This window comes from Microvirga sp. HBU67558 (assembly GCF_018069605.1).
Taxonomy (GTDB): Bacteria; Pseudomonadota; Alphaproteobacteria; order Rhizobiales; family Beijerinckiaceae; genus Microvirga; species Microvirga terrae.
The window spans coordinates 47,882-68,376 of the sequence record NZ_JAGPUP010000561.1; the positions used below are offsets into that span (position 1 = coordinate 47,882).

The window sequence follows — 20,495 nt, forward strand, 5'->3', positions numbered from 1 at the left end:
TTCACGACATGAGGATCTCGACCTCGCGATCGGGCCATCTGTTGGCGATGCGCTCAAGCGTTTGCGTCAGCCAGGTGTGGAGATCGACGTTGTTCATTTTGGAGGTGGCCAGAAGGCGAGCAATCGCAGCCTATATGCGCCTGCCACCATCAGAGCCGGCAAGGAGCGAGTTCTTGCGGATGATCGTCTGGGGCCGGATGACGCGTTCAAACGTATTGAAGTCAAATTCAACGCGTCCATCCGACGTAAATCGTTCCAGAGAGGCACGCCGCGTGAGAGCATAGCGGCTCGCCTCAGCCAACTTCGACTTGCGCGACAGCTTGGGCAGTTTCTGTTCCCACAGCGCGAGGAGCACGCTCACGACAGCAGGCGCTTCCGCTTGGCAGGTTTTCATGCGCGTCATCGCGGGCTTACCGCTTACGTAAAACTTGAGAGGTGACGCATTGACATCATCAACGATGAGCCACCTTAGGTGTGGCATTGCAGAAATATGGCGTTGAGGGTCGCGCCCGTTCTCGAAGGGAAAGCGAAAACGCAACGTTTTCACGAATGCGAGTTTCAGTTGGACAGCCTCTATTTTGGCCTCTCCGACTTCGGCCAATTTGCCGGCGCTCGGTTCATCCACACTGGGTGAAGCGTCATATCCTTATCTCGACAATGCTCGAGGCTACGTCTAGCGCCAATAAGCAATCGATGTGCAATTCGCCGGAGAATCTCCGACTCGCGCATCGCGACGTTTAGGTCAGACTCGGAATGCATGCGCCCGAAGTCGGACAGGATCGCGGCGCGTCGAGTTAAAAGCGAGGGATGAGTTGACGTAGCGCGAGCAGCATAGAGCCACCGCTTGTCAAATACCGCAGCAGCTTCGAAGCAAATCTGTGCCGCTAAGAAGAAAAGATCGATGCCAACGACGGCGTCAGCGGGTGTTATAGGATCGCGGTATGCAACACCAAATTGGGGTTTGGCAGTGATACTAAGCGTCATGTCAAGTGCAAATCGATCTGCCTCAAGCTCTTGTTGCTGCTTAGTGGTAGTGATATGCCCAGAATGTAAAACGCAGTGCCCATATTCATGACTCACCACAAATATTTGCATTGCATTCACAAGTGACTCTACTCGCTCCCTAGTATGCGGAGAGTCGAAGTAAACGGCTTCATGTGGATCTCCCCTGACTAGCGTCGCAATCAGGAGGTCTGAAAGCCTTTCAGAGTATCTCTGATCCTTGTGATCGAAAGGAAATTCGCTGTTGTATTTCGCAGGATCCTGAACAATTTTTAGTTCACCGATTCCTATATGAAGGCGTGTTAGTAGAATTTTGGTTAGAATGTGAGAGAAAGTAAAAATACCATCGTAAATAGTGATTGCTCGAAAGCCTTCTGAAGCCTTGAGAGCGTAACCTTCAAAGGAACCTATTGGCCAGTTTGCGATCAAAACACGTACTGGCAACGCAATACGCTTCTGCGACAGGATTTTTTCGACGCGCTTGGCAATATCATTTAGGAAATAAGAAAGTATTGGATCATCATATGGCGATACCGAATACATTCTTGCTCGTATTACAGTAAACGTCCATAGCACTCTCAGCGCTAATACCATCACAGGATTTCGCTCGAATGCGCTAAAACGACTGCCATAAGAAATTACATTTCGCACATGGCGCAAGCGCCACTCAGTGAGGCCAAGTGCTTTGAGCCTCGTCTCATGTTCACGAATAATCTTTGCGGCAATCTTACGTCGCGCGCTCCACGCAATCATTCTCGTACAACCTTAACCTCTAAGGTCGCTCTTGCGCCTAATTGCGCTCGGGTGAGTGAAAATAAGGAAACCTGCCCATTACCATCAATAGTTAGGCTGATTTTCAATTCGGAAACTTTCCACCCAGTATTAGTAAGACCGCCGTCACTGACGGCTTTCGTCGTTTTTTGAATCACAGAGTGGATGTTCGCCTGTACTGTTTCAAGTCCGAGTTCGACGACGTGTGGAACAGAATTGCTCGCAATTTCTCGTAGATCGGGGAGAATGCCTGACGGGTCGGGGTTTTCTAAAACCTCTTGATTTGGTCCATCAGTGAGCACTGGGATCATATCAGACATCTTGCTTCTCCTCTAGTTCGAGAGGCATCAAGATTCTCATCTATAGGTGATGCTGTATATACCTCAGACGGAGCTTCGATCGAGGATCGATTGCCGCCTCCCAGCGTAACCTTCTTTCGTGAATTTGAATCAATAATGGTACATGTTTGCGGACACAAATCGTGTCGGTGCGGGGCAGGATCTCAGTCACGGCCCCATGGTAAACCCCACCTTACGTTTTGCCGAATTGTATCTATGGTCCTGCCCCCAGATGTGATCCACGGGGTATGCAACTTTCCGGGCTAGGTAAGTTTGTTGGACGAAAGCGTTTGGGATTAAGCCGCCGAGCGCTGTATGGGGCCTGACCTCATTGTAACCTCTCCTCCAGCCTTCAATCCGCTCCCGGGCATCGGCCATGGAGAGGAACCACGAGGCATTCAGGCACTCCGTTCGCAGGCGGCTGTTGAACGCCTCGATATAAGCATTACCCGTTGGCGTTCCGGGCCGGGAGAAGTCGATCCTCATTCGGTTCAGAAAGGCCCGTTTATCCAAGGCTCGACCGGCAAATTCCCGGCCATTGTCCACCTGCAGGCTCTTGCCGGCCGCGGCTCCGGGCGGTCTTACCGAGCGCCTACACCACATGGTAGGCTCAGAAATTCACTTGCGGCATGATCGCCAGTGACTCTCGCGTATGGCAGTCCACCAGCGTCAGAATCCGGAACGGACGGCCGTCGAAGAACTGATCGGCTATGAAGTCCATCGCCCACACCCCGTCGGGGCGTCGACCTCCGGACGACTCCGCCGTTAGCGCCAGGCGCGCTTGCGCTTGGGTGCTTTGGGCCGGATCGACAATCCATCTTCACGATAGAGCCGGTAGGTACGTTTTTAGTTCACCGGCCAGCGCTCCCGCCGCAGCAGAATGTGCAGCCAGCGGTAGCCGTAGCGCACCCGGGCGGCCACGAACTCCTTGAGGGTGTTTCGTAGGTCAGTTTTCAGAGAGAAGGGTCGCTTTGAATCCTAGAACAATAAGCTGCACCAGAACGCCGGTCCACATTGTCGATCTGTTCCCAAACTCATCATCCAATCAAATGTGCTATTGTTCGCTCGTTGTCTGTGATCGTGCTTGGGAAACTCGTTAGGGAAGCAAGATCATCGATATCCACTCTCGCATAAGCAGGATTATAGAAGTTCCTGAGGACAAATCTCATGAACCGGCTGGGAGTTAGTGGACCATCCACGGGAATCCTGCACCCCTCATATTGACCCAAAGTAAGATGCGATTTTGGGTGGTCTATATCGATGTGTTCATCATCACTGCTTGCATAGTCAAATCTGATTGGGAACTTGACGGAGAATCTTCCGACCACCTCCGCGTAAAGCTGATCACTTTCATAAGCCGATACCGCACTCTCGTACGGCATCAAGAACGGGGCGGGAAACAAAGCCAGGCGATGAGACTCTACGATGTCATCTTTGAAAGTATAGGCCATCTGTATAAGTGATCCATCGATCATCTTGATGTTGTACGCCTTAGCCTTTTCTAAGTTGTCATAAATTAGTGGATACGGAACGTCCTTCAAACTAAAAGAAAGATCCGGTGACCCAGAAATATAAATCTCTCCCCGTCCTTCCCCGACAGCCTTGAAGGCCGGATAATTTTGTTGATCCGACAGGCCAGCCTCGATCACTCGCGTCATCACGTCTTGGATGTTTCGTACCACTTGCTGAGGATTCATGGGACTCAGCTGAAGAGCGAACGTAAGCGCTCGCGCATTTCGATTGGCAGATCCTCGGGCTGAACCTCACCGCGCTCCAATGCGTCCAAGACCCCAGAAAGGTCGGAAAGCTTTTTAGATACCTGCGAACGCTCAGCTTTTGTCATTTCGCGGTTGATGACACGTAATTCCTTGCGGCGCTTCTCATCCGGGTAAACAAAGTTAAGGGCGAAGTCGTTTTCTTTGATGCGAGAGTACTCTGCTGTAAGGGCATCCATTTTTGGTCCTACCCCAAGCACACGCACCCAAGCCTTCGATCGTGTAATCGCAGTGAAAAGTCTGTTCCTCGTGCGCGCAAGAAGGGCAGGAAAGAACGCATTATAGCAATCGTGTGAGTTGATAATGTAGACCATCGCAGCTTCGTTGCCCTTGGCTCGGAAGATGCCTGTGAAGGTAACTACATCATCCTCGAAGAAGATATCTGGCGAACCAGAGACGCCGGCGATGGACGAGTTGATCCCAGCCTTGAACAGTTTAGCTCGAGCGGCAGCTACAGCGGTCCGTGTGGTGAGTGGGTTGGGATTGATGACGATGATATCTTCTGGAGATAACTCCTCTTCCTGAATGTTCTTTATGATCTGCTCGACCAACCAATCATCCTGCTTGTCTGCATTCTCGAAGCTCTGAAAGTGGATGATGTCGTCGATAGGGGAATGGTCTTCGAGAAAAGGTGGACTAGTGGCAGGTGTTCGTTGCAACGATACCGGCTGTCCATCCTCTAATCTTCCATCCTTCACAGCATACCCGACATCCAGCCACAATTCTTTCCTGTCAAAAATCTGAATCAGACCTCCAGGCTCTCGGTAGATGCCGAAGCCTAGTGCATGCGCCGTGGCGAGAATCGGGCGAGAGTTTCGGTAGCAGCGCTCAAGGATAATATCTTGCCTCGGCCGCCCAGGAACGGCCTCTTCGAAACTTACAAGAGGGCGCCCGTTGATATCCTCGCCAAAAAGATTCTCTGGAGCTTCAACAGAGATATTCGTGAGAGTCTGGAGTTCATCATATGCGTAGATCAACCTCTTTGGTACTCGCAGAAATTTGTAGCACAAACGGAGGAACGATGCGGGAAGGTCCTGTGCCTCATCGACGAGGATCACGTCATACTTTTCTTTCGATGTGTCGCCGGTAGAAGCTATCGCTTCGAGACACGCACCATCGAACTCTTTATCTGCACCAAACTGTGCTTGAGCAGCCCCAAAGTCATAATAGGTAAGTTCATTAGCTTTGGTATAATTGTAATAGACTCCAGGCATTGCTGGAGATCCCCAAGAGTGAAGAATAGATATCTTTCTCCAATCTGGTTCCTCATTCGTTTGCTCTATGACAAAGGTCGTTACTAGCCGTTCAAATTGTCCCTTTAGAGCGCGCGTGTTGAACGTAACTGCAATCTGCCAATCTGGATTTTGAGCATGCAAATAGGCAACCTTTAGTGCAAGCACGATCGTTTTGCCTGAACCGGCCAAGCCACGGATGCGCTGCACCCCGTTGACTGTCTCAACTACTGCTGCTCCTTGGTCCGCGTCGAGATTCGCGATGCTATCACTGAGACGTTGTAGCTTAGCGCCGCGCGAGGACTCGTTGTTGATGACTTTCTTCCTGCGACCCTTCCTAATAGTCGAAAGAGACTGAATTGCTGAGGCGAGTGCGGGAAAATAGATAGGTTCATCCCATTTGAGAGTTGAGACGAAGGCTGCAACGTCGTTCCCTCTGAAGGTGGGATATTCTTCATCTACTTCATCACCAGTCACGACTGGAGCAAAGGTTGCAACATTAATGATCGGGACCAATTGCCGACGACGCACCAAGGACGGGTACTGCAACAGTTTTGATTGAAGCTTGGCAAACGCGTTGTCCTGGCGGCTCCTGAATTCGCCGATATCGCGTCCCTCGACAATGTCGAAGATCACTACACCATGGGTCGGGCTTAGGAGTACAGCATCGAAGGGGAAAGCTCCGTCGGGCGTCCCAATGACGGGATAACCGATATACAACGTCCCGTCCAAATCTGGATCAGATTCGAGAGCATCCGCCAGCCTACGTGATGAGACTGGCTTATTGGTGCTTCCCCAGATGGTATTTATCATTAGCTGTATCAACCTGCGTTTCCGCTACCCTTAACACAGTCTAGGGGCTTGATCACGGTCACCGAAATGACCTTCACAAGTTTGCAGTTAACTGCGGCGGTGACGCTGAATTTTACTCGGGAAAGCAGCCACAAAGTAACCAGTCCTGCTCAATGTCTGATGGTGCATGCCGCTCAGAGCACCCAGAGGAATGGACCAGCGAGCACTCGCGATACAGGCCGAGTCGCGACCGGAGACATCAAACTCTAGATCCAATAGATGTTGTGCGCAGTGAGATACTACTGATCGGTCGCTGCAGATTGGTTGCCCGAAGGCATCAACAATATACTGCCAGCCTACGACTTTTGTGACCCAGTTGTGACCCCAAAAAGGAAAACCGCCCTGCTGAGAGGGCGGTTTTCTCAATCACATCAGTAATTTAAGCCGAAGGAGGTTATTTAATCTTGGCTTCCTTGAACTCGACGTGCTTCTTCGCGACCGGGTCGTACTTCTTGAAGCTCATCTTCTCGGTCATCGTGCGCGAGTTCTTCTTCGTCACGTAGAAATAGCCCGTGTCGGCGGTGGAGACGAGCTTCACTTTGATCGTTGCGGCTTTGGCCATGGTCGGGACCTCTTGTTCGGTTCGGGCGCTCGGTTGGCCCCACGGCATGGCCGAAACGCAAAGGCCGGGCGAACCCGGCCGGAAAATCGTGTCGTTCCCATGCCTGATTATGGGCGGGCAGTCAAGGGAGAAGGGGACCTTCTCGGTGCTTTCCGGGCCCCTGACGGCGACGTGGCGGCCGAAAACCCTCAGGGAGAGCACCGATTCACAGAAGCTCCCGCACGAAACGGCCGCGCTGCTGGTGGAAGAAGGGGACCGGCAGCTCATGGGTGAAGCCGGCGGCGATTCTGGCCTCCAGTTCACCCAGGATCACGGTCGTGATCGGCGGGAGATCGAGAGCCTTGGCCTGGGCGATGGTCACCCAGGCGAGCTCCACCAGTTCGGCCTCCGGTCCGACCACGCCCTCCACCTCCGCGGCGATGGATGTCCGGTCTGCCGCGAAGAAGCGGGTGTCAAAGCGCCTGACGCGTTTGGGAGGCGTAATCGCCCGGCCGATGAAATGCAGCGACTCGAGATCCGGGAAGACGCCGTGCTCCTGGAAAGCGACCCAGGGGGTTCCGGCGGGCGGGCTCTCGGGTGCACCATAATCCTTCGTCCCGAGGAGAAGGCCGGTCTCCTCGAAGGTTTCGCGAATGGCCGCCAACGCCAGGGCCCGGCTTCGCTGGGCCGACGGGCGTGCGATCCGCCCCATGAGCGCCCGTTCAGCGCGAGGGTGGAGCGCGCCGGCGACCGTCATGGATCGGTCCCCGGCCTCGATCCGTCCGCCCGGGAAGACGAATTTTCCAGGCATGAACTTCAGTCCCTCATGGCGCTTGCCCATGAGGACCTTCGGGCGCTTGCCCTTGCGGTCGATGATGATGAGGGTCGCGGCGTCGACGGGACGGAGCGTCGGGAGCGTGGGGTTGGTCTCAGCGGAAACGAGGCGATCCATCCTCGCCAGGGTCTCGGTGTCCGTCACGGGCATGGTCCTCGTCGGCGTTCGTCTTGGCTCGGGCAGCCCCGAAACCGTGCATCCCTAACGCGTATTGCAGCCCGACGACAGCGCCTTTCACCGGCTGGAGCAGGGCAAGGCACAGGATCAGCGTCAGTGCCGGCCAGGTCGCAAGGTGCACCCACATCGGCATCTCGAGCCTGGTTTCGGTCATGAGGATGCCGTAGCCGATCAGGTGCCCCACGAGGAAGATCACGATGTAGGGCGGCAGGTCGTCGGCCCGGTGATGGTGAAACTCCGTTCCGCAGACCTCGCAATGATCCACGACCTTGAGGAAGCGACCGAAGAGCCGCCCCCCGTTGCAGGCCGGGCAACGACCCATGAACCCGCGCCTCATGGCCGGAATGGCCTTCACCTCATGCCGGCTGGCCGGCGAGGCGGTCTCGATCGTCAACGACATCAGTCGATCCTTCCATCAGCCGCGTTCGCGCCGCTTGACCTTCACGCGCGTCGGGGGGCGCCCTGGAGAGCGTCCCCTCGGGGACGGCCCGGCACCCGCCTTTGCTCCGCGCGAGGGGCGCTTCGCGCCCTTTCGGGACGGGCTGCTCCGGCCGGTGAAGCGTCCCTTCGTGAGGATCTCGAAGCGCAGCGCGCCGGCGACGGGCGCCGCCTCGACCAGCTTCACCTCCACCTTGTCGCCGAGACGATAGGTTTCCCCCGTGTCGTCTCCGCGCATGGAATGGCTCTTCTCGTCATAGCGGTAGTAGTCGTCGCCGATCGTGGCCGCCGGAACGAAGCCGTCCGCGCCGGTCTCGTTCAGCTTGATGAAGAGGCCCGCCTTCGACACCCCCGAGATCTGTCCGGAGAATGTGGCGCCGATCCGGTCGGCAAGGAAGTGCGCGATCAGGCGGTCGATTGTCTCACGCTCCGCCGCCATGGCGCGACGCTCCGCGGCCGAGATCTTGGCGCTGATCTCGATCAGTTCGGCCCGGGTCGTGTCAGGCGGCAATCCATCCCGGCCCAGCTTGTTCGCGGCGATCAGCGCCCGGTGGACGATCAGGTCAGCATACCGGCGGATCGGAGAGGTGAAATGGGCATAGCGCCGGAGGTTCAGGCCGAAATGGCCGTAGTTCTCCGCCGAGTATTCGGCCTGGGACTGGGAGCGGAGCACCACTTCGTTGATGAAGAGCTGGTGCTCCGTGTCCGCGACGCTGCGCAGGATGCGGTTGAACATTTCGGGCTTCAGTGCCCCCTGGCTCGGGAGCTTCAGCCCGATCGAGGCGAGCACCTCGCTCAGCGACCGCATCTTCTCGAGCGAAGGCTCATCGTGGACCCGGTAGATCAGATCGGAATCGGCCTTTTCCAGGCTCTCGGCCGCGGCCACGTTGGCGAGGATCATGAACTCCTCGATGAGCCTGTGCGCCTCGAGCCGTTCCGGAACGAACACGCGGTCCACGGTGCCGTCGGGATTGAGCACGATCTTGCGCTCGGGCAGGTCGAGGAACAGCGGCTCGCGGATATCACGGGCTTTCTTGACCAGCTCGTAGCCGGCCCAGAGAGGTTTGAGGATCGTGTCGAGGATGGGCTTCGTCACGTCGTCGGGCCGGCCGTCGATGGCCGCCTGGGCCTGCTGATAGGACAGCTTCTCCGCCGAGCGCATCATGATCCGGTGGAAGCTGTGCCGAATCTTCCGACCGTCGGGACCGATCACCATGCGAACCGCGAGGGCAGGGCGGTCCTCACGCGGCCGCAACGAGCACAGGTCGTTGGAGATACGCTCCGGCAGCATCGGCACGACACGGTCGGGGAAATAGACCGAGTTTCCGCGCTCCTGCGCCTCCCGGTCCATGGCCGAGCCGGGGCGCACATAGGCCGCCACATCGGCGATGGCGACCGTCAGGATGATGCCGCCCTCATTGTTCGGATCATCGTCCGGGACGGCATGGACCGCATCGTCATGGTCCTTCGCATCAGGCGGGTCGATCGTGACCAGGGGCAGGGTGCGCCAGTCCTCGCGACGGTCCAGGGTCACGGGCTTCGCGCTCGCGGCCTCGTCCAGCACCGCTTTCGGGAAGTCGTTGGGAATGTTGTGGGCGTATATCGCGATGAGGCTGATGGCCTTCTCCGATTGGATCGTGCCCAGGCGCTCCTTCACCTTGGCCGTAGGAAGGCCGAAGCGCCCGTGCTTCACCACCGCCACGGAGACCAGGTCGCCGTCCTTCGCCTCGCCCTCGTCGCCAGGTCTGATCTGGAGTTCCTGGTCGCGCGCCTTCTTGTCGACCGGCACGAGCCGGCCTCCGCCTTCCGGTAGGGCTCGGAAGAGGCCGAGCACCTGCGCCTGCTTCTTGGCGATGATCTTGATCACGCGGCCGGAATAGCGGTGGATGTCGCCGGGCTTAAGCGGGTCGACCCGCAGCAGAGCCCGGTCGCCCACGCCCGCGACGGGCATGCCGGGGCGCGGCTTGCGCGGGGACAGGATGATGATCGTCGGGATGGAGCCGTGCTCCTCCTCGTCCCATTCGGTCGGGACGGCAACCAGCTCGCCGTCCTGGTCCCGCCGGGTGATGTCCGCCAGAACGACCGGGGGGAGCTGGCCGGCCTTGTGCATCGTCTTGCCCCGTCGGTCGAGGATACCCTCATCCTCCAGGTCCTTGAGGATCTGCTTGAGCCAGATCCGGTCGTCGCCTTTGATGCCGAAGCGCTGCGCGATCTCCCGCTTGCCGACCTTGCCCTGCGCATGGGAGATGAAGGACACCACCTCCTCGCGGGAGGGAAGGGACGGCTGGTCGGCTTTCGGACGTTTGGGCAAGAGGAGTTCTCGTCGGGTTCGCGGGGTCTTGTCGCATGCAAGCGTGGCGGCGGCTAGTCCGTTCGGTCCGCCATGCTGAAGACGTTCCCGCGCGGCAAGAGATCCACGGAGGTGGAAGCGATTCGACCAAAAAATAAGGCCCCGAAATCGGAGCCTTTGAGGGACCGGCCCGTGGGGGCAGAATGAGCCGGTGAGCTTGTAAAACGCCCTGAACCGGGGTTGGTTCCAAAGATTCGGGAAAATTTCGAAAAATTTTCGGCGGCCCGAGGAGTACCCTGAGCCCGTCATGGCCAGGCTTGCTCTAGCCAGCCCGATCCTGAAGAGCACAGGGCGTTGCCGACTGCGATCACCGGCACAAGGTCGGTGATGACATTGTACGGCGGACGCTCGGGCCGAACGGGACTAAATATCCAGATCGGCCTCGTCGGCGAAGGCGGCGCGTTCCTGGATGAAGGCGAAGCGGGCTTCGGGCTTGTTGCCCATCAGGCGCTCCACCGCGTCGCTGGCCTCAGGCTTGTCGTCCGCCTCCACGATGACCTTCAGCAGCAGGCGCTTCTTCGGGTCCATGGTGGTTTCCTTGAGCTGAGCCGGCAGCATTTCGCCGAGGCCCTTGAAGCGGCCGATTTCGACCTTGCCGTTGCCCTTGAACACTGTCTTCATCAGCTTTTCCCGGTCCGCGTCGTCCCGAGCATAGGCCGATTTCGAGCCCTGGGTCAGCCGGTACAGGGGCGGGACGGCCAGGTACAGATGCCCATCGTCAATGAGCTTCGGCATCTGGCGGTAGAAGAAGGTGATCAGCAGGGACGCGATATGGGCGCCGTCCACGTCCGCGTCGGTCATGATGACGACCTTCTCGTAGCGCAGGTCGGTGGACTTGTAGTGGGAGCCCGTCCCGCAGCCCAGAGCCTGCACGAGATCGGAGAGCTGCTGGTTTTGGTGCAACTTCTCCCGCCCGGCCGAGGCCACGTTCAGGATCTTTCCCCTTAGCGGGAGCACCGCCTGGGTGGCACGGTCGCGGGCCTGCTTGGCGGAGCCGCCGGCCGAATCGCCCTCGACGATGAACAGCTCGGAGCCCTTGGCGCCGGCATTGGAGCAATCCGCGAGCTTGCCCGGCAGGCGCAGCTTGCGGGTCGCGGTCTTGCGGGCGACTTCCTTCTCCTGGCGGCGGCGCAGACGCTCCTCCGCCCGATCGATGACCCAGTCGAGCAGCTTGTTCGCCTGTTGCGGGGCTGCCGCGAGCCAATGGTCGAAGGTGTCGCGGATCGCGTTCTCGACGATGCGCCCCGCCTCGACGGTCGCGAGCTTGTCCTTGGTCTGGCCCTGGAATTCGGGCTCGCGAATGAAGACCGACAGCATGGACGCGCAGGTGGCCATCACGTCGTCGGTCGTCACTGCCGCCATGCGCTTGGACTGGCCGACGCGCTCCGCGTGCTCGCGCAGGGCACGCAGGAGGGCGATCCGCAGTCCATTCTCGTGAGTGCCACCCTCAGGCGTCGGGACGGTGTTGCAGTAGGAGGTCGAGAACCCGTCCTCGTTGGTCATCCAGGCGACGGCCCATTCCAGCGAGCCATGGCTGCCGGGCTTGGTGATCTTGCCGGCGAAGATCTGATCGGTGACCAGGTCCTTGCCCTCGATGTCGTGGAGCAGGTAGTCCTTCAGGCCGTTCGGGAACTTGAAGGTGGCTTCCGCGGGAACGTTCTCCACGCCTTCGATCAGGGATGGGGCGCATTTCCACCGGATCTCGACACCGCCGAAGAGATAGGCCTTGGACCGGGCCATCTTGAACAGGCGGCGGGGCTGGAAATGCGCCTCCTTGCCGAAGATCTGCCAATCGGGCTTGAAGCGCACTTTGGTGCCGCGCCGGTTGAGCACGCGGCCTACCGTCTCGAGCTTGCCCTGGGGAAGGCCGCGGGCGAAGATCTGGCGGTACAGGGTCTGGCCGCGCGCCACCTCGACCTCGAGGATCTCGGACAGGGCATTGACCACCGACACGCCGACGCCGTGCAGGCCGCCCGAGGTCTCGTAGACCTTCGAGTCAAACTTGCCACCCGCGTGGAGGGTGGTCATGATGACTTCGAGAGCGGATTTCTTCGGGAATTTGGGGTGCGGGTCAACCGGGATGCCGCGCCCGTTGTCGGTTACCGACAGCCAGCCGCCTTCCTCCAGCTCCACCTCGATGAAGCTCGCGTGTCCGGCGACCGCTTCGTCCATGGAGTTGTCGATCACCTCGGCGAAGAGGTGGTGCAGGGCCTTCTCGTCCGTTCCGCCGATATACATGCCGGGACGGCGGCGGACGGGCTCGAGCCCCTCCAGCACCTCAATGGCCGAAGCGTCATAGCCGGCTTCCCCCGGAGTGCCCTGCTGGGGCGCTGGCCGGGACACCTTCACGGCGGCGTTGCGGGCCGAGGCAGGCGCGGCGCGCTTGGCGCTCGCGCCTCCGAAGAGATCGTCGTTGTCTGTCATTGGGACCTTGGTCCGGGATGATGATTCGCGCTTCTTTACACTATTTCTCATTCCGTTTTTATACGAGAACAAAACGGAAACAGGAAGGGCCTTCGAGCTTAAAGGGTGGACAAATGTTCAATCAGGTTAGGCCGTAAAGGTTACCAACGTTTCCCTCGAAAGGATGTCTTCCGGCTGTCACGAGGAACTGTTTAAATTCCATTCACGTTAAATGGTTAAGCATGAGCTTGACAGGAGAAACGGACGTGACGACGCGGACGACATTGGGACCGGCACAGAAGCTTCATTTGGACCGCGCCGCACGCAATGCCGGCGAGGCCTTCGCTTTCGACGAGCCGGATGTCACGCGCACCGCCCACCGATCCTACGGGTCGAGCCTGATCTGGCTCTCCATGGCGGCCGTGGCCATTTTGGGCCTCGGGCTCGTTCTCTAATCGTCCTCGTCAACCTCTTCGCTCCGGCCGAAGAGCCGAATCAGCACCTCCTCGATCCGTTTGCCGAACGTCAGAAGAAAGAGCGTGACCAGGGTGCCTGTAACCGTAATGAACCAGGCGCCCAAGCCTGCCGTCACGCCGAGGCCGGCCGCAATCCAGACGGTCGCCGCCGTCGTCAGCCCCTGAACCTGCATCTGGTCCCGACCGCGGAGGATCGCACCAGCGCCCAGGAAGCCGAGCCCGGTCATGATGCCTTGGACGACGCGGCTGACGGCATCCTGGCCAAAATGCAGTCCCTCATAGACCGAGCCGGACAGGATCACGAGAGCTGCCCCTAGGGCAACGAGACCGAGCGTCCGCATCCCAATCGGCTTGTTGTGGATGTCCCGGTTGATTCCGACCGTCATGCCGGCGATGGCCGCGCCGCACAGGCGCAGCATCATTTCAAATTGGTCGGCATACTCAACCGAGAGCCAGGACAGCCACTCCCGCATCCGGATCAGCCTGCCTTCGCGGTCTTCTTGGCTGGCGCCTTCTTGGCCACCGGCTTCTTGGCGGCCGCCTTTTTTGCCGCCGTCTTGGGAGCGGCTTTCTTCGCGGCAGGTGCCTTGGCGGCCACCTTCTTGGCAGGAGCCTTGCGACCGCGGGCCGCCTTCTTCGACGGGCCGGCGGCGCGACGCACCTTCAGAAGCTCGACCGCCTCGTCCAGCGTCACCGCCTCCTGGGCCATCGTCCGCGGCAGGGTGGCGTTGGTCTCGCCGTCGGTAACGTAGGGGCCGAACCGGCCTGCCTTCACGACGATCGGCTTGCCGGATTCCGGATCGTCGCCCAGCGCACGGCCCGGATCGGCCGCGCCGCGGCGGGCGCCTCCGCCACCGCTCTCCTTCGTGACGATCAGGTCGATCGCCCGGTTGGCCCCGATCTCCAGCACATCGTCGCCGGGCCCGAGATTGGCATAGATCTTGCCGTGCTGAACGTAGGGTCCGTATCGGCCGATGCTCGCCAGGATCGGTTCGCCCGATTCTGGATGTGTCGCCACCTGGCGCGGCAACGCCAGGAGCTTCAAGGCCTTTTCCAGCTCGACCAGAGCCGGAGACAGCCCCTTTGGCAGGGACGAGCGCTTGGGCTTCTCGCCTTCGCCGAGCTGCACGAACGGGCCGAATCGGCCATCGCGCAAGGTAACTTCAAGCCCGGTCTCGGGATCGGTGCCCAGCACTTTCACGCCCGGCTGCCCACCATTCTCCGACGAGCCGTCGCCTTCGCCCTCGACGCCGTTGGCGGCGAGCTGGCGGGTGTACTTGCACTCAGGATAGTTCGAGCAGCCGATGAAGGCGCCGAACTTGCCAAGCTTCAGCGAGAGCTGCCCGGTGCCGCAGGTCGGGCAGGTGCGCGGGTTGGAGCCGTCGCCCTTGTCGGGAAAGATATGCGGCCCGAGAAGCTCGTTGAGGGCGTCAAGCACCTCCGTGGTGCGCAGCTCCTTGGTGCCGCCGATGGCGGCGGAGAAGTCGCGCCAGAAGTCGCGCAGCACCTGCTTCCAGTCGATCTCCGAATTGGAGATCCGGTCGAGCTGCTCCTCCAGATCGGCCGTGAAGTCGTATTCCACGTAGCGGCGGAAGAAGCTCTCCAGGAAGGCCGTGACGATCCGGCCCTTGTCCTCGGGCACGAGCCTCTTCTTCTCGATGCGCACGTATTCCCGGTCGCGCAGGGTCTGGAGCACGGCCGCGTAAGTCGAGGGGCGCCCGATGCCGAGCTCCTCCATGCGCTTCACGAGAGAGGCCTCCGAGTAGCGGGGCGGCGGCTCGGTGAAGTGCTGGGAGGCGTTGATGCGGCGGCGCTCCAGTGGATCTCCGGCCGTCATCGGGGGCAGACGTCCCTCGTCCTCGTCGCCTTCGTCGTCCTTGCTCTCATTGTAGAGGGTGAGGAAGCCGTCGAACTTGATCACCTGGCCGGTGGCGCGAAGGTCGAGCTTGCGCGGACCGACCCGGGCGGCGATCTCGGCCGTGGTCCGCTCGAGTTCGGCCGATTCCATCTGGCTCGCCACGGTGCGGGTCCAGATCAGATCGTAGAGGCGGGCCTGCTCCGGCTCCAGATACTTGGCCACGGCCTTCGGCAGACGGCCCATGTCCGTCGGCCTGATGGCCTCGTGGGCCTCCTGGGCGTTCTTGGCCTTGGTCGTGTACTTGCGGGGCACGGATGGCACGTAGCGGTCGCCGTACTCCTTGCCGATCACCCGGCGGGCGGCCTGCACGGCCTCTGGCGCCATGTCGACGCCATCCGTTCGCATATAGGTGATGAGGCCGACCGTCTCACCGCCGATATCGACGCCCTCGTAGAGACGCTGCGCGATGCGCATGGTCTGGGCCGGGGCGAGGCCGAGCTTGCGCGAGGCCTCCTGCTGCAGGGTCGAGGTGGTGAAGGGCGGATAAGGATGGCGCTTGGCCGGCTTGGCCTCGATGTTGGCCACCGAGAAGGTCGCCAGCTCCAGGTCCTTCTTGAAGGCTTCCGCGTCCTTGCCGTTGCCGATGTCGAGGCGCTGGATCTTCTTGCCGTCGGCGCCGACGAGCCGCGCGTCGAACACCCCGCCGTCTTTCGTGGCGAGCGTGGCGATCAACGACCAGTATTCCCTGGGCTTGAAGGTCTCGATCTCGAGTTCCCGGTCGCAGACCAGGCGCAGAGCCACCGACTGGACGCGGCCGGCCGAGCGGGCGCCCGGCAGCTTGCGCCAGAGAACCGGCGAGAGGGTGAAGCCCACGAGGTAGTCCAGCGCCCGGCGGGCCAGATAGGCGTCGACGAGCGCCTGGTCGATCTCCCGCGGCTGACGCAGGGCGGCCTGAACGGCGTCCTTGGTGATGGCGTTGAAGGTCACCCGCTCGACGGGCAGGTCCTTGAGGACGCGCTTCTCGCGCAGAGCTTCCAGGACGTGCCAGGATATCGCCTCGCCCTCGCGATCCGGGTCGGTGGCCAGGATGAGCTTCTCGGCGCCCTTGATCGCCTTGGCAATATCGGAGACCCGCTTCGAGCCCCGGTCCTCGAGCGTCCAGATCATGCGGAAATCGGCATCCGGGTCGACCGAGCCATCCTTGGCGGGCAGATCGCGGATATGCCCGAAGGAGGCCAGGACCTCGTAATCCTTGCCGAGATATTTGTTGATCGTCTTGGCCTTCGCAGGCGACTCGACGACGAGGACTTTCATGAACGACTTCCTAAAAGCGGGAGCAGGCAGACGCCCTGTCGCCAGGGCCGATGCGCCGGTCAGCCCCGGGCCAGCGCAGGGCGGGATAAGTGGTAGATGATTGCAGACAAGTCAAATCGGACTTGTACGTATGTTTCCTATATGGCCACGAATGCCCGCTCCAGCAAGGGATTCGCCGCTCCTCCGATGTCGTTGGCCCCGATCGTTCGCGACGGGGCGGCCAAGCGGGTGAGGGCATAAGCCTCGACTATCTGGGACGGAGCAGACCGGGTCAGGGCCGCGGCGGCAGCAAGGACGAAAAGCCGCTCGGCCACGAATCTGGCCTTCGCCTCCGGGTCGGTGGATTGCAGGGCCAGGACGATGTCACGGGCCGCATCCGAGGCGCCCGGAAGGTCGCCGGCATCGTTCATCAGGCGCTCCAGCACGGAGGCAGCAACCTCCGGCTCCCGGTTCTCGGCGCGGAGGATATCAAGGGCGATCACGTTGCCCGAGCCTTCCCAGATCGCGTTGACCGGCGCCTCCCGGTAGAGCCGCGACAGGGCGCTCTCCTCCACATAGCCGTTGCCGCCGAGGCACTCCATGGCCTCGTAGAGGAGGCGCGGGGCGGCCTTGCAGATGCCGAACTTGGCCGCCGGGGTCACAACGCGGGCAAAGGCGGCTTCGTGACCATCCGCCTGCTGAAGGTCGAAGCTGCCGGCCGCCCGCAGGGCAAGGGCCGTCATGGCCTCGCTCTCCAGTGCGAGGTCGGCGAGCACCATCCGCATGGCCGGCTGGTCGATAAGCCGCTTCTGGAACACCTTGCGGTGCCGGACGTGATGGGCGGCGAGCGCCAGTCCCATCCGGATGAGCCCGGCCGAGGCCACGGCGCAGTCGAGCCGGGTCAGCTGCACCATCTCGATGATGGTGCGCACCCCGCGACCTTCCTCGCCGATCCGCCAGCCGAAGGCCTCCCGGAACTCGACCTCCGAGGAGGCGTTCGAGCGGTTTCCGAGCTTGTCCTTCAGCCGCTGCAGCCGCAGGGCGTTGAGCGAACCGTCGGGCCTGAAGCGGGGAACGAGGAAGCAGGTGAGCCCGCCGGGCGCCTGGGCGAGCATGAGGAAGGCGTCGCACATGGGGGCCGACATGAACCACTTGTGACCCGTCAGCTCGTATTCGTCCCCAGCCTTGGGCGCAGCCCGAGTCGTGTTCGCCCGGACGTCGGTGCCGCCCTGCTTCTCGGTCATGCCCATGCCGAGCGTGACGGCATCCTTCTCCCAGAAGGGGATGAAGCGGGAATCGTAGACTCGTGAGCGGATTTTCGGCAGCCACTCCGCAAGCCGGTTCGGCGAGGCTGCAAGCGCCCCCACCGAGGCATGGGTCATGGTGATGGGGCAGACATGTCCGCTCTCGACGCCTGCCGCCGTGTAGAGCCGGGCCGCCCTCGCCACGTGGGCGTGGCTGGTCCCGGGCTCGTCCCAGGTCGAGGCGTGAAGGCCATCCTCCATGCTGGCCCGCATGAGCAGATGGTAGGCCGGGTGGAACTCCACCGCGTCGATCCGGTAGCCACGCGAATCGTGCGTGCGCAGCTTGGGCGGGTTCTCATTGGCGAGACGGCCGATATCGAGCCGCTCGGCGGATCCCCAGGTCCCGCCGAATTCAAGGAGCCGTTCTCCCTCGGTGTCGAGGCCACTCGCCTTCAAGGCATCGAGCAGGGGCTGGTTGGCGGCGATCAGGTTCACGTCACTGAAGGGCGGTGGCTGATTGAGAACGTCGTGGGTCTCGAACGCATGCATGGTGATCGCCCCTCGGCACAATCCCTCATGATTCTAGGGTCGAATGGCGTCCGGCGTAGAGACCCTGCTTGCCGCGGTTTCCCGGAGCGCCTATAGCCATCGCTTTAAGATGACTGACGCCCCCCGATCCGTTTTCCCCCACCGGCATCTCCTCGGCATCGAGGGGCTGTCTCCCCTGGATATTCAGGCGCTGCTCGATCTGGCCGACGAACAGGTCGAGGTGAGCCGCCAGATCGAGAAGAGCAAGTCGACCCTCAGGGGCCGGACGCAGATCAACCTGTTCTTCGAGGCCTCCACCCGCACGCAATCCTCCTTCGAGATCGCCGGAAAGCGGTTGGGCGCCGACGTGATGAACATGCAGGTCGCCTCGTCCTCCGTGAAGAAGGGCGAGACCCTGATCGACACGGCCGTGACGCTGAACGCCATGCGGCCCGACATCATCGTGGTGCGCCACCATGCGGCGGGCGCAGTTCACCTGCTGGCCCAGAAGGTCGATTGCGCAGTGGTTAATGCAGGCGACGGCGCCCACGAGCATCCGACGCAAGCACTGCTGGACGCGCTCACGATCCGCCGCAACAAGGGGCGGATCGAAGGCCTGACCGTGGCGATCTGCGGCGACATCCTGCATTCCCGCGTGGCGCGCTCCAACATGATCCTGCTCGCCGCCATGGGCGCGCGGGTGCGCCTCGTGGCTCCCTCGACCCTGCTGCCGCCCGGCATTGCGCGTCTCGGGTTCGAGACCTTCACCAGCATGGAGAAGGGGTTGAAGGATGCCGACATCGTCATGATGCTGCGCCTGCAGCGCGAGCGCATGAACGGCTCGTTCGTGCCCTCTGTGAAGGAATATTTCCGCTTCTACGGCCTCGATCAGGAAAAGCTCGCCTTCGCCAAACCGGACGCGCTCGTGATGCATCCCGGACCCATGAACCGGGGCGTGGAGATCTCGTCGGACGTCGCGGACGGGGCCCAGTCGCTCATCCGTGAACAGGTCGAAATGGGCGTCGCCGTGCGCATGGCGGTGCTGGAGGCTCTGGCGAGCCATCTGCCGAACCGGTGAGGCGCGTCATGAGCAACGGACCCATCCTCTTCAAGAACGCCCGTCTCATCGATCCCGCGAGCGACCGCGAGGAGCGGGGTGGCGTGCTGGTGCGCGACGGCCTCATCCAGGCGGTGGGACCGCAGGTGACCGAGGCTTCCGACGCGCAGGCGATCGATTGCGGCGGCCAAGTGCTGGCCCCGGGCCTCATCGACATGCGCGCCTTCATCGGCGAGCCCGGCGGGCCGTATCGCGAGACGCTGAAGAGCGCCGGCGAGGCCGCCGCCGCTGGCGGCGTCACCACAGTCGTGTCCATGCCCGACACCAGCCCGGCGCTCGACGATCCGGCGGTCATCGACTTCATCGTGCGCCGCGCACGCGACACCTCCATCGTCAACGTCCGCCCCGCCGCCGCCCTGACCAAGGGACTCGAGGGCCGGGAGATGGCCGAGATCGGCCGTCTCAGGGAGGCGGGCGCGATCGCCTTCACGGACGGTGCCCGCTCCGTGACGAACGCCCAGGTGATGCGCCGTGCCCTGACCTACGCGGGCGATTTCGACGCACTCATCATCCATCACGTGGAGGATCCCGACCTTGTCGGGCAGGGGGTCATGAACGAGGGCGAGTTCGCCTCGCGGCTCGGGCTCCCCGGCATTCCGCGGGAGGCCGAGACGGTGATGCTCGAGCGCGACGTCCGGCTCGTGCGCCTCACGGGCGGGCGCTATCACGCGGCGATGATCTCCTGCGCCGATTCGGCCGGGATCGTGCGGAATGCGAAGGACCGGGGGCTGCCGGTGACCTGCGGGGTCTCGATCAACCACTTGGCGCTCAACGAGAACGATATCGGCGATTACCGCACCTTCCTGAAGCTCTCGCCGCCCCTGCGCCACGAGGACGACCGGCAGGCCATGATCGAAGCTCTGGCCGATGGGACCATCGACGTGATCGTTTCCGACCACAATCCACAGGATGTGGAAAACAAGCGGCTGCCCTTCGCCGAGGCCGCCGACGGAGCCGTGGGGCTGGAAACGCTGCTCTCGGCCGCCCTTCGGCTCGTCCATTCAGGTCGCCTTTCCCTGCCGAGACTGCTGCGTGCCATGTCCACGAGGCCCGCTGAGATCCTGGGGCTTCCGGCCGGGCGGCTCGCGGTGGGCGCTCCGGCCGATCTGATCGTCTTCGATCCGGACGCGCCCTACGTGCTGGACAAGCGACAGCTCAGGTCCCTGTCCAAGAACACACCCTTCGACGAGGCACGGCTGGAGGGGCAGGTTTCGACCACGATGGTTGCGGGCAGGGTGGTCTTTCAACGCGATACGATGTAACGA

Annotated in this window: 15 protein-coding genes and 2 pseudogenes; 3 read left to right on the plus strand and 14 right to left on the minus strand. The window is 61.2% G+C overall.

The annotated features are described in order from the left end of the window. Position 1 precedes the first annotated feature (1 nt). The 11 genes and pseudogenes from KBI52_RS29680 to parE form a co-directional block, all read right to left on the minus strand. Positions 2–415, minus strand: a pseudogene (locus tag KBI52_RS29680) (transposase); the annotation flags it as partial. Positions 416–573: 158 nt separating this feature from the next. Then, the gene (locus tag KBI52_RS29685) at positions 574–1,755 is read right to left on the minus strand and encodes a hypothetical protein (RefSeq protein WP_210812592.1); all 1,182 of its coding nucleotides are present in this window, start codon (positions 1,753–1,755) and stop codon (positions 574–576) included. Next, complete coding sequence (locus KBI52_RS29690; protein ID WP_210812593.1) at positions 1,752–2,093, minus strand: hypothetical protein; 342 nt, start codon at positions 2,091–2,093, stop codon at positions 1,752–1,754. The genes KBI52_RS29685 and KBI52_RS29690 overlap by 4 nt, the downstream gene beginning before the upstream one ends. A gap of 267 nt (positions 2,094–2,360) precedes the next feature. Next, a pseudogene (locus tag KBI52_RS33195) lies at positions 2,361–3,056 on the minus strand (IS3 family transposase); the annotation flags it as partial. Positions 3,057–3,148: 92 nt separating this feature from the next. After that, positions 3,149–3,808 carry a DUF2290 domain-containing protein gene (locus KBI52_RS29700; protein ID WP_210812595.1) on the minus strand — a complete coding sequence of 220 codons (660 nt, stop codon included), beginning with the start codon at positions 3,806–3,808 and terminating at the stop codon, positions 3,149–3,151. 5 nt (positions 3,809–3,813) lie between these two features. Beyond that, positions 3,814–5,931 carry a DEAD/DEAH box helicase gene (locus KBI52_RS29705; protein WP_210812596.1) on the minus strand — a complete coding sequence of 706 codons (2,118 nt, stop codon included), beginning with the start codon at positions 5,929–5,931 and terminating at the stop codon, positions 3,814–3,816. A 433-nt stretch (positions 5,932–6,364) separates the two neighbouring features. After that, the gene (gene rpmG, locus KBI52_RS29710; RefSeq protein ID WP_173950390.1) at positions 6,365–6,532 is read right to left on the minus strand and encodes a 50S ribosomal protein L33; all 168 of its coding nucleotides are present in this window, start codon (positions 6,530–6,532) and stop codon (positions 6,365–6,367) included. A 205-nt stretch (positions 6,533–6,737) separates the two neighbouring features. After that, on the minus strand, positions 6,738–7,463 hold the full coding sequence (locus KBI52_RS29715) for an NUDIX hydrolase (protein ID WP_247654724.1): 726 nt from the start codon (positions 7,461–7,463) through the stop codon (positions 6,738–6,740). After that, on the minus strand, positions 7,441–7,923 hold the full coding sequence (locus tag KBI52_RS29720; protein ID WP_210812598.1) for a DUF983 domain-containing protein: 483 nt from the start codon (positions 7,921–7,923) through the stop codon (positions 7,441–7,443). Before KBI52_RS29720 ends, KBI52_RS29715 begins: the two co-directional genes overlap by 23 nt. A 15-nt stretch (positions 7,924–7,938) precedes the next feature. Then, a complete protein-coding gene (gene rnr / locus KBI52_RS29725) occupies positions 7,939–10,272 on the minus strand; it encodes a ribonuclease R (protein ID WP_210812599.1) in 2,334 nt (777 codons plus the stop codon). A gap of 402 nt (positions 10,273–10,674) precedes the next feature. After that, complete coding sequence (gene parE, locus KBI52_RS29730; RefSeq protein ID WP_173950394.1) at positions 10,675–12,735, minus strand: DNA topoisomerase IV subunit B; 2,061 nt, start codon at positions 12,733–12,735, stop codon at positions 10,675–10,677. Between the two features lie 245 nt (positions 12,736–12,980). Here parE and KBI52_RS29735 point away from each other — a divergent pair, with 245 nt between their 5' ends. Continuing rightward, positions 12,981–13,169 carry a hypothetical protein gene (locus tag KBI52_RS29735; RefSeq protein WP_173950395.1) on the plus strand — a complete coding sequence of 63 codons (189 nt, stop codon included), beginning with the start codon at positions 12,981–12,983 and terminating at the stop codon, positions 13,167–13,169. On the opposite strand, the gene KBI52_RS29740 is transcribed toward KBI52_RS29735, so the two are convergent. From KBI52_RS29740 to KBI52_RS29750, 3 genes are all read right to left on the minus strand, one after another. After that, positions 13,166–13,663 carry an MgtC/SapB family protein gene (locus KBI52_RS29740; protein WP_173950396.1) on the minus strand — a complete coding sequence of 166 codons (498 nt, stop codon included), beginning with the start codon at positions 13,661–13,663 and terminating at the stop codon, positions 13,166–13,168. The two genes, KBI52_RS29735 and KBI52_RS29740, sit on opposite strands and share 4 nt — an antisense overlap. A gap of 5 nt (positions 13,664–13,668) precedes the next feature. Then, positions 13,669–16,362: a type I DNA topoisomerase gene (gene topA / locus KBI52_RS29745; RefSeq protein ID WP_210812600.1), complete on the minus strand. Its 2,694-nt coding sequence runs from the start codon at positions 16,360–16,362 to the stop codon at positions 13,669–13,671. Positions 16,363–16,499: 137 nt separating this feature from the next. Next, positions 16,500–18,134, minus strand: coding sequence for an isovaleryl-CoA dehydrogenase (locus KBI52_RS29750; RefSeq protein ID WP_173950398.1), 1,635 nt, complete (start codon positions 18,132–18,134; stop codon positions 16,500–16,502). 109 nt (positions 18,135–18,243) lie between these two features. Here KBI52_RS29750 and KBI52_RS29755 point away from each other — a divergent pair, with 109 nt between their 5' ends. Both KBI52_RS29755 and KBI52_RS29760 read left to right on the plus strand, forming a co-directional pair. Continuing rightward, positions 18,244–19,191 carry an aspartate carbamoyltransferase catalytic subunit gene (locus KBI52_RS29755; RefSeq protein WP_173950399.1) on the plus strand — a complete coding sequence of 316 codons (948 nt, stop codon included), beginning with the start codon at positions 18,244–18,246 and terminating at the stop codon, positions 19,189–19,191. 8 nt (positions 19,192–19,199) lie between these two features. Continuing rightward, positions 19,200–20,492, plus strand: a complete 1,293-nt coding sequence (locus KBI52_RS29760; protein ID WP_210812601.1) for a dihydroorotase — start codon at positions 19,200–19,202, stop codon at positions 20,490–20,492. Positions 20,493–20,495 lie beyond the last annotated feature (3 nt).

Bases quoted from the DNA above. Each gene is read 5' to 3' on its own strand.
- KBI52_RS29705 (WP_210812596.1), bottom strand. From the start codon at position 5,931: ATGATAAATACCATCTGGGGAAGCACCAATAAGCCAGTCTCATCACGT.
- KBI52_RS29715 (WP_247654724.1), bottom strand. From the start codon at position 7,463: ATGGATCGCCTCGTTTCCGCTGAGACCAACCCCACGCTCCCGACGCTC.
- KBI52_RS29750 (WP_173950398.1), bottom strand. From the start codon at position 18,134: ATGCATGCGTTCGAGACCCACGACGTTCTCAATCAGCCACCGCCCTTC.
- KBI52_RS29690 (WP_210812593.1), bottom strand. From the start codon at position 2,093: ATGTCTGATATGATCCCAGTGCTCACTGATGGACCAAATCAAGAGGTT.
- KBI52_RS29685 (WP_210812592.1), bottom strand. From the start codon at position 1,755: ATGATTGCGTGGAGCGCGCGACGTAAGATTGCCGCAAAGATTATTCGT.
- KBI52_RS29700 (WP_210812595.1), bottom strand. From the start codon at position 3,808: ATGAATCCTCAGCAAGTGGTACGAAACATCCAAGACGTGATGACGCGA.
- KBI52_RS29720 (WP_210812598.1), bottom strand. From the start codon at position 7,923: ATGTCGTTGACGATCGAGACCGCCTCGCCGGCCAGCCGGCATGAGGTG.
- KBI52_RS29755 (WP_173950399.1), top strand. From the start codon at position 18,244: ATGACTGACGCCCCCCGATCCGTTTTCCCCCACCGGCATCTCCTCGGC.
- rpmG (WP_173950390.1), bottom strand. From the start codon at position 6,532: ATGGCCAAAGCCGCAACGATCAAAGTGAAGCTCGTCTCCACCGCCGAC.
- KBI52_RS29740 (WP_173950396.1), bottom strand. From the start codon at position 13,663: ATGCGGGAGTGGCTGTCCTGGCTCTCGGTTGAGTATGCCGACCAATTT.
- parE (WP_173950394.1), bottom strand. From the start codon at position 12,735: ATGACAGACAACGACGATCTCTTCGGAGGCGCGAGCGCCAAGCGCGCC.
- topA (WP_210812600.1), bottom strand. From the start codon at position 16,362: ATGAAAGTCCTCGTCGTCGAGTCGCCTGCGAAGGCCAAGACGATCAAC.
- KBI52_RS29760 (WP_210812601.1), top strand. From the start codon at position 19,200: ATGAGCAACGGACCCATCCTCTTCAAGAACGCCCGTCTCATCGATCCC.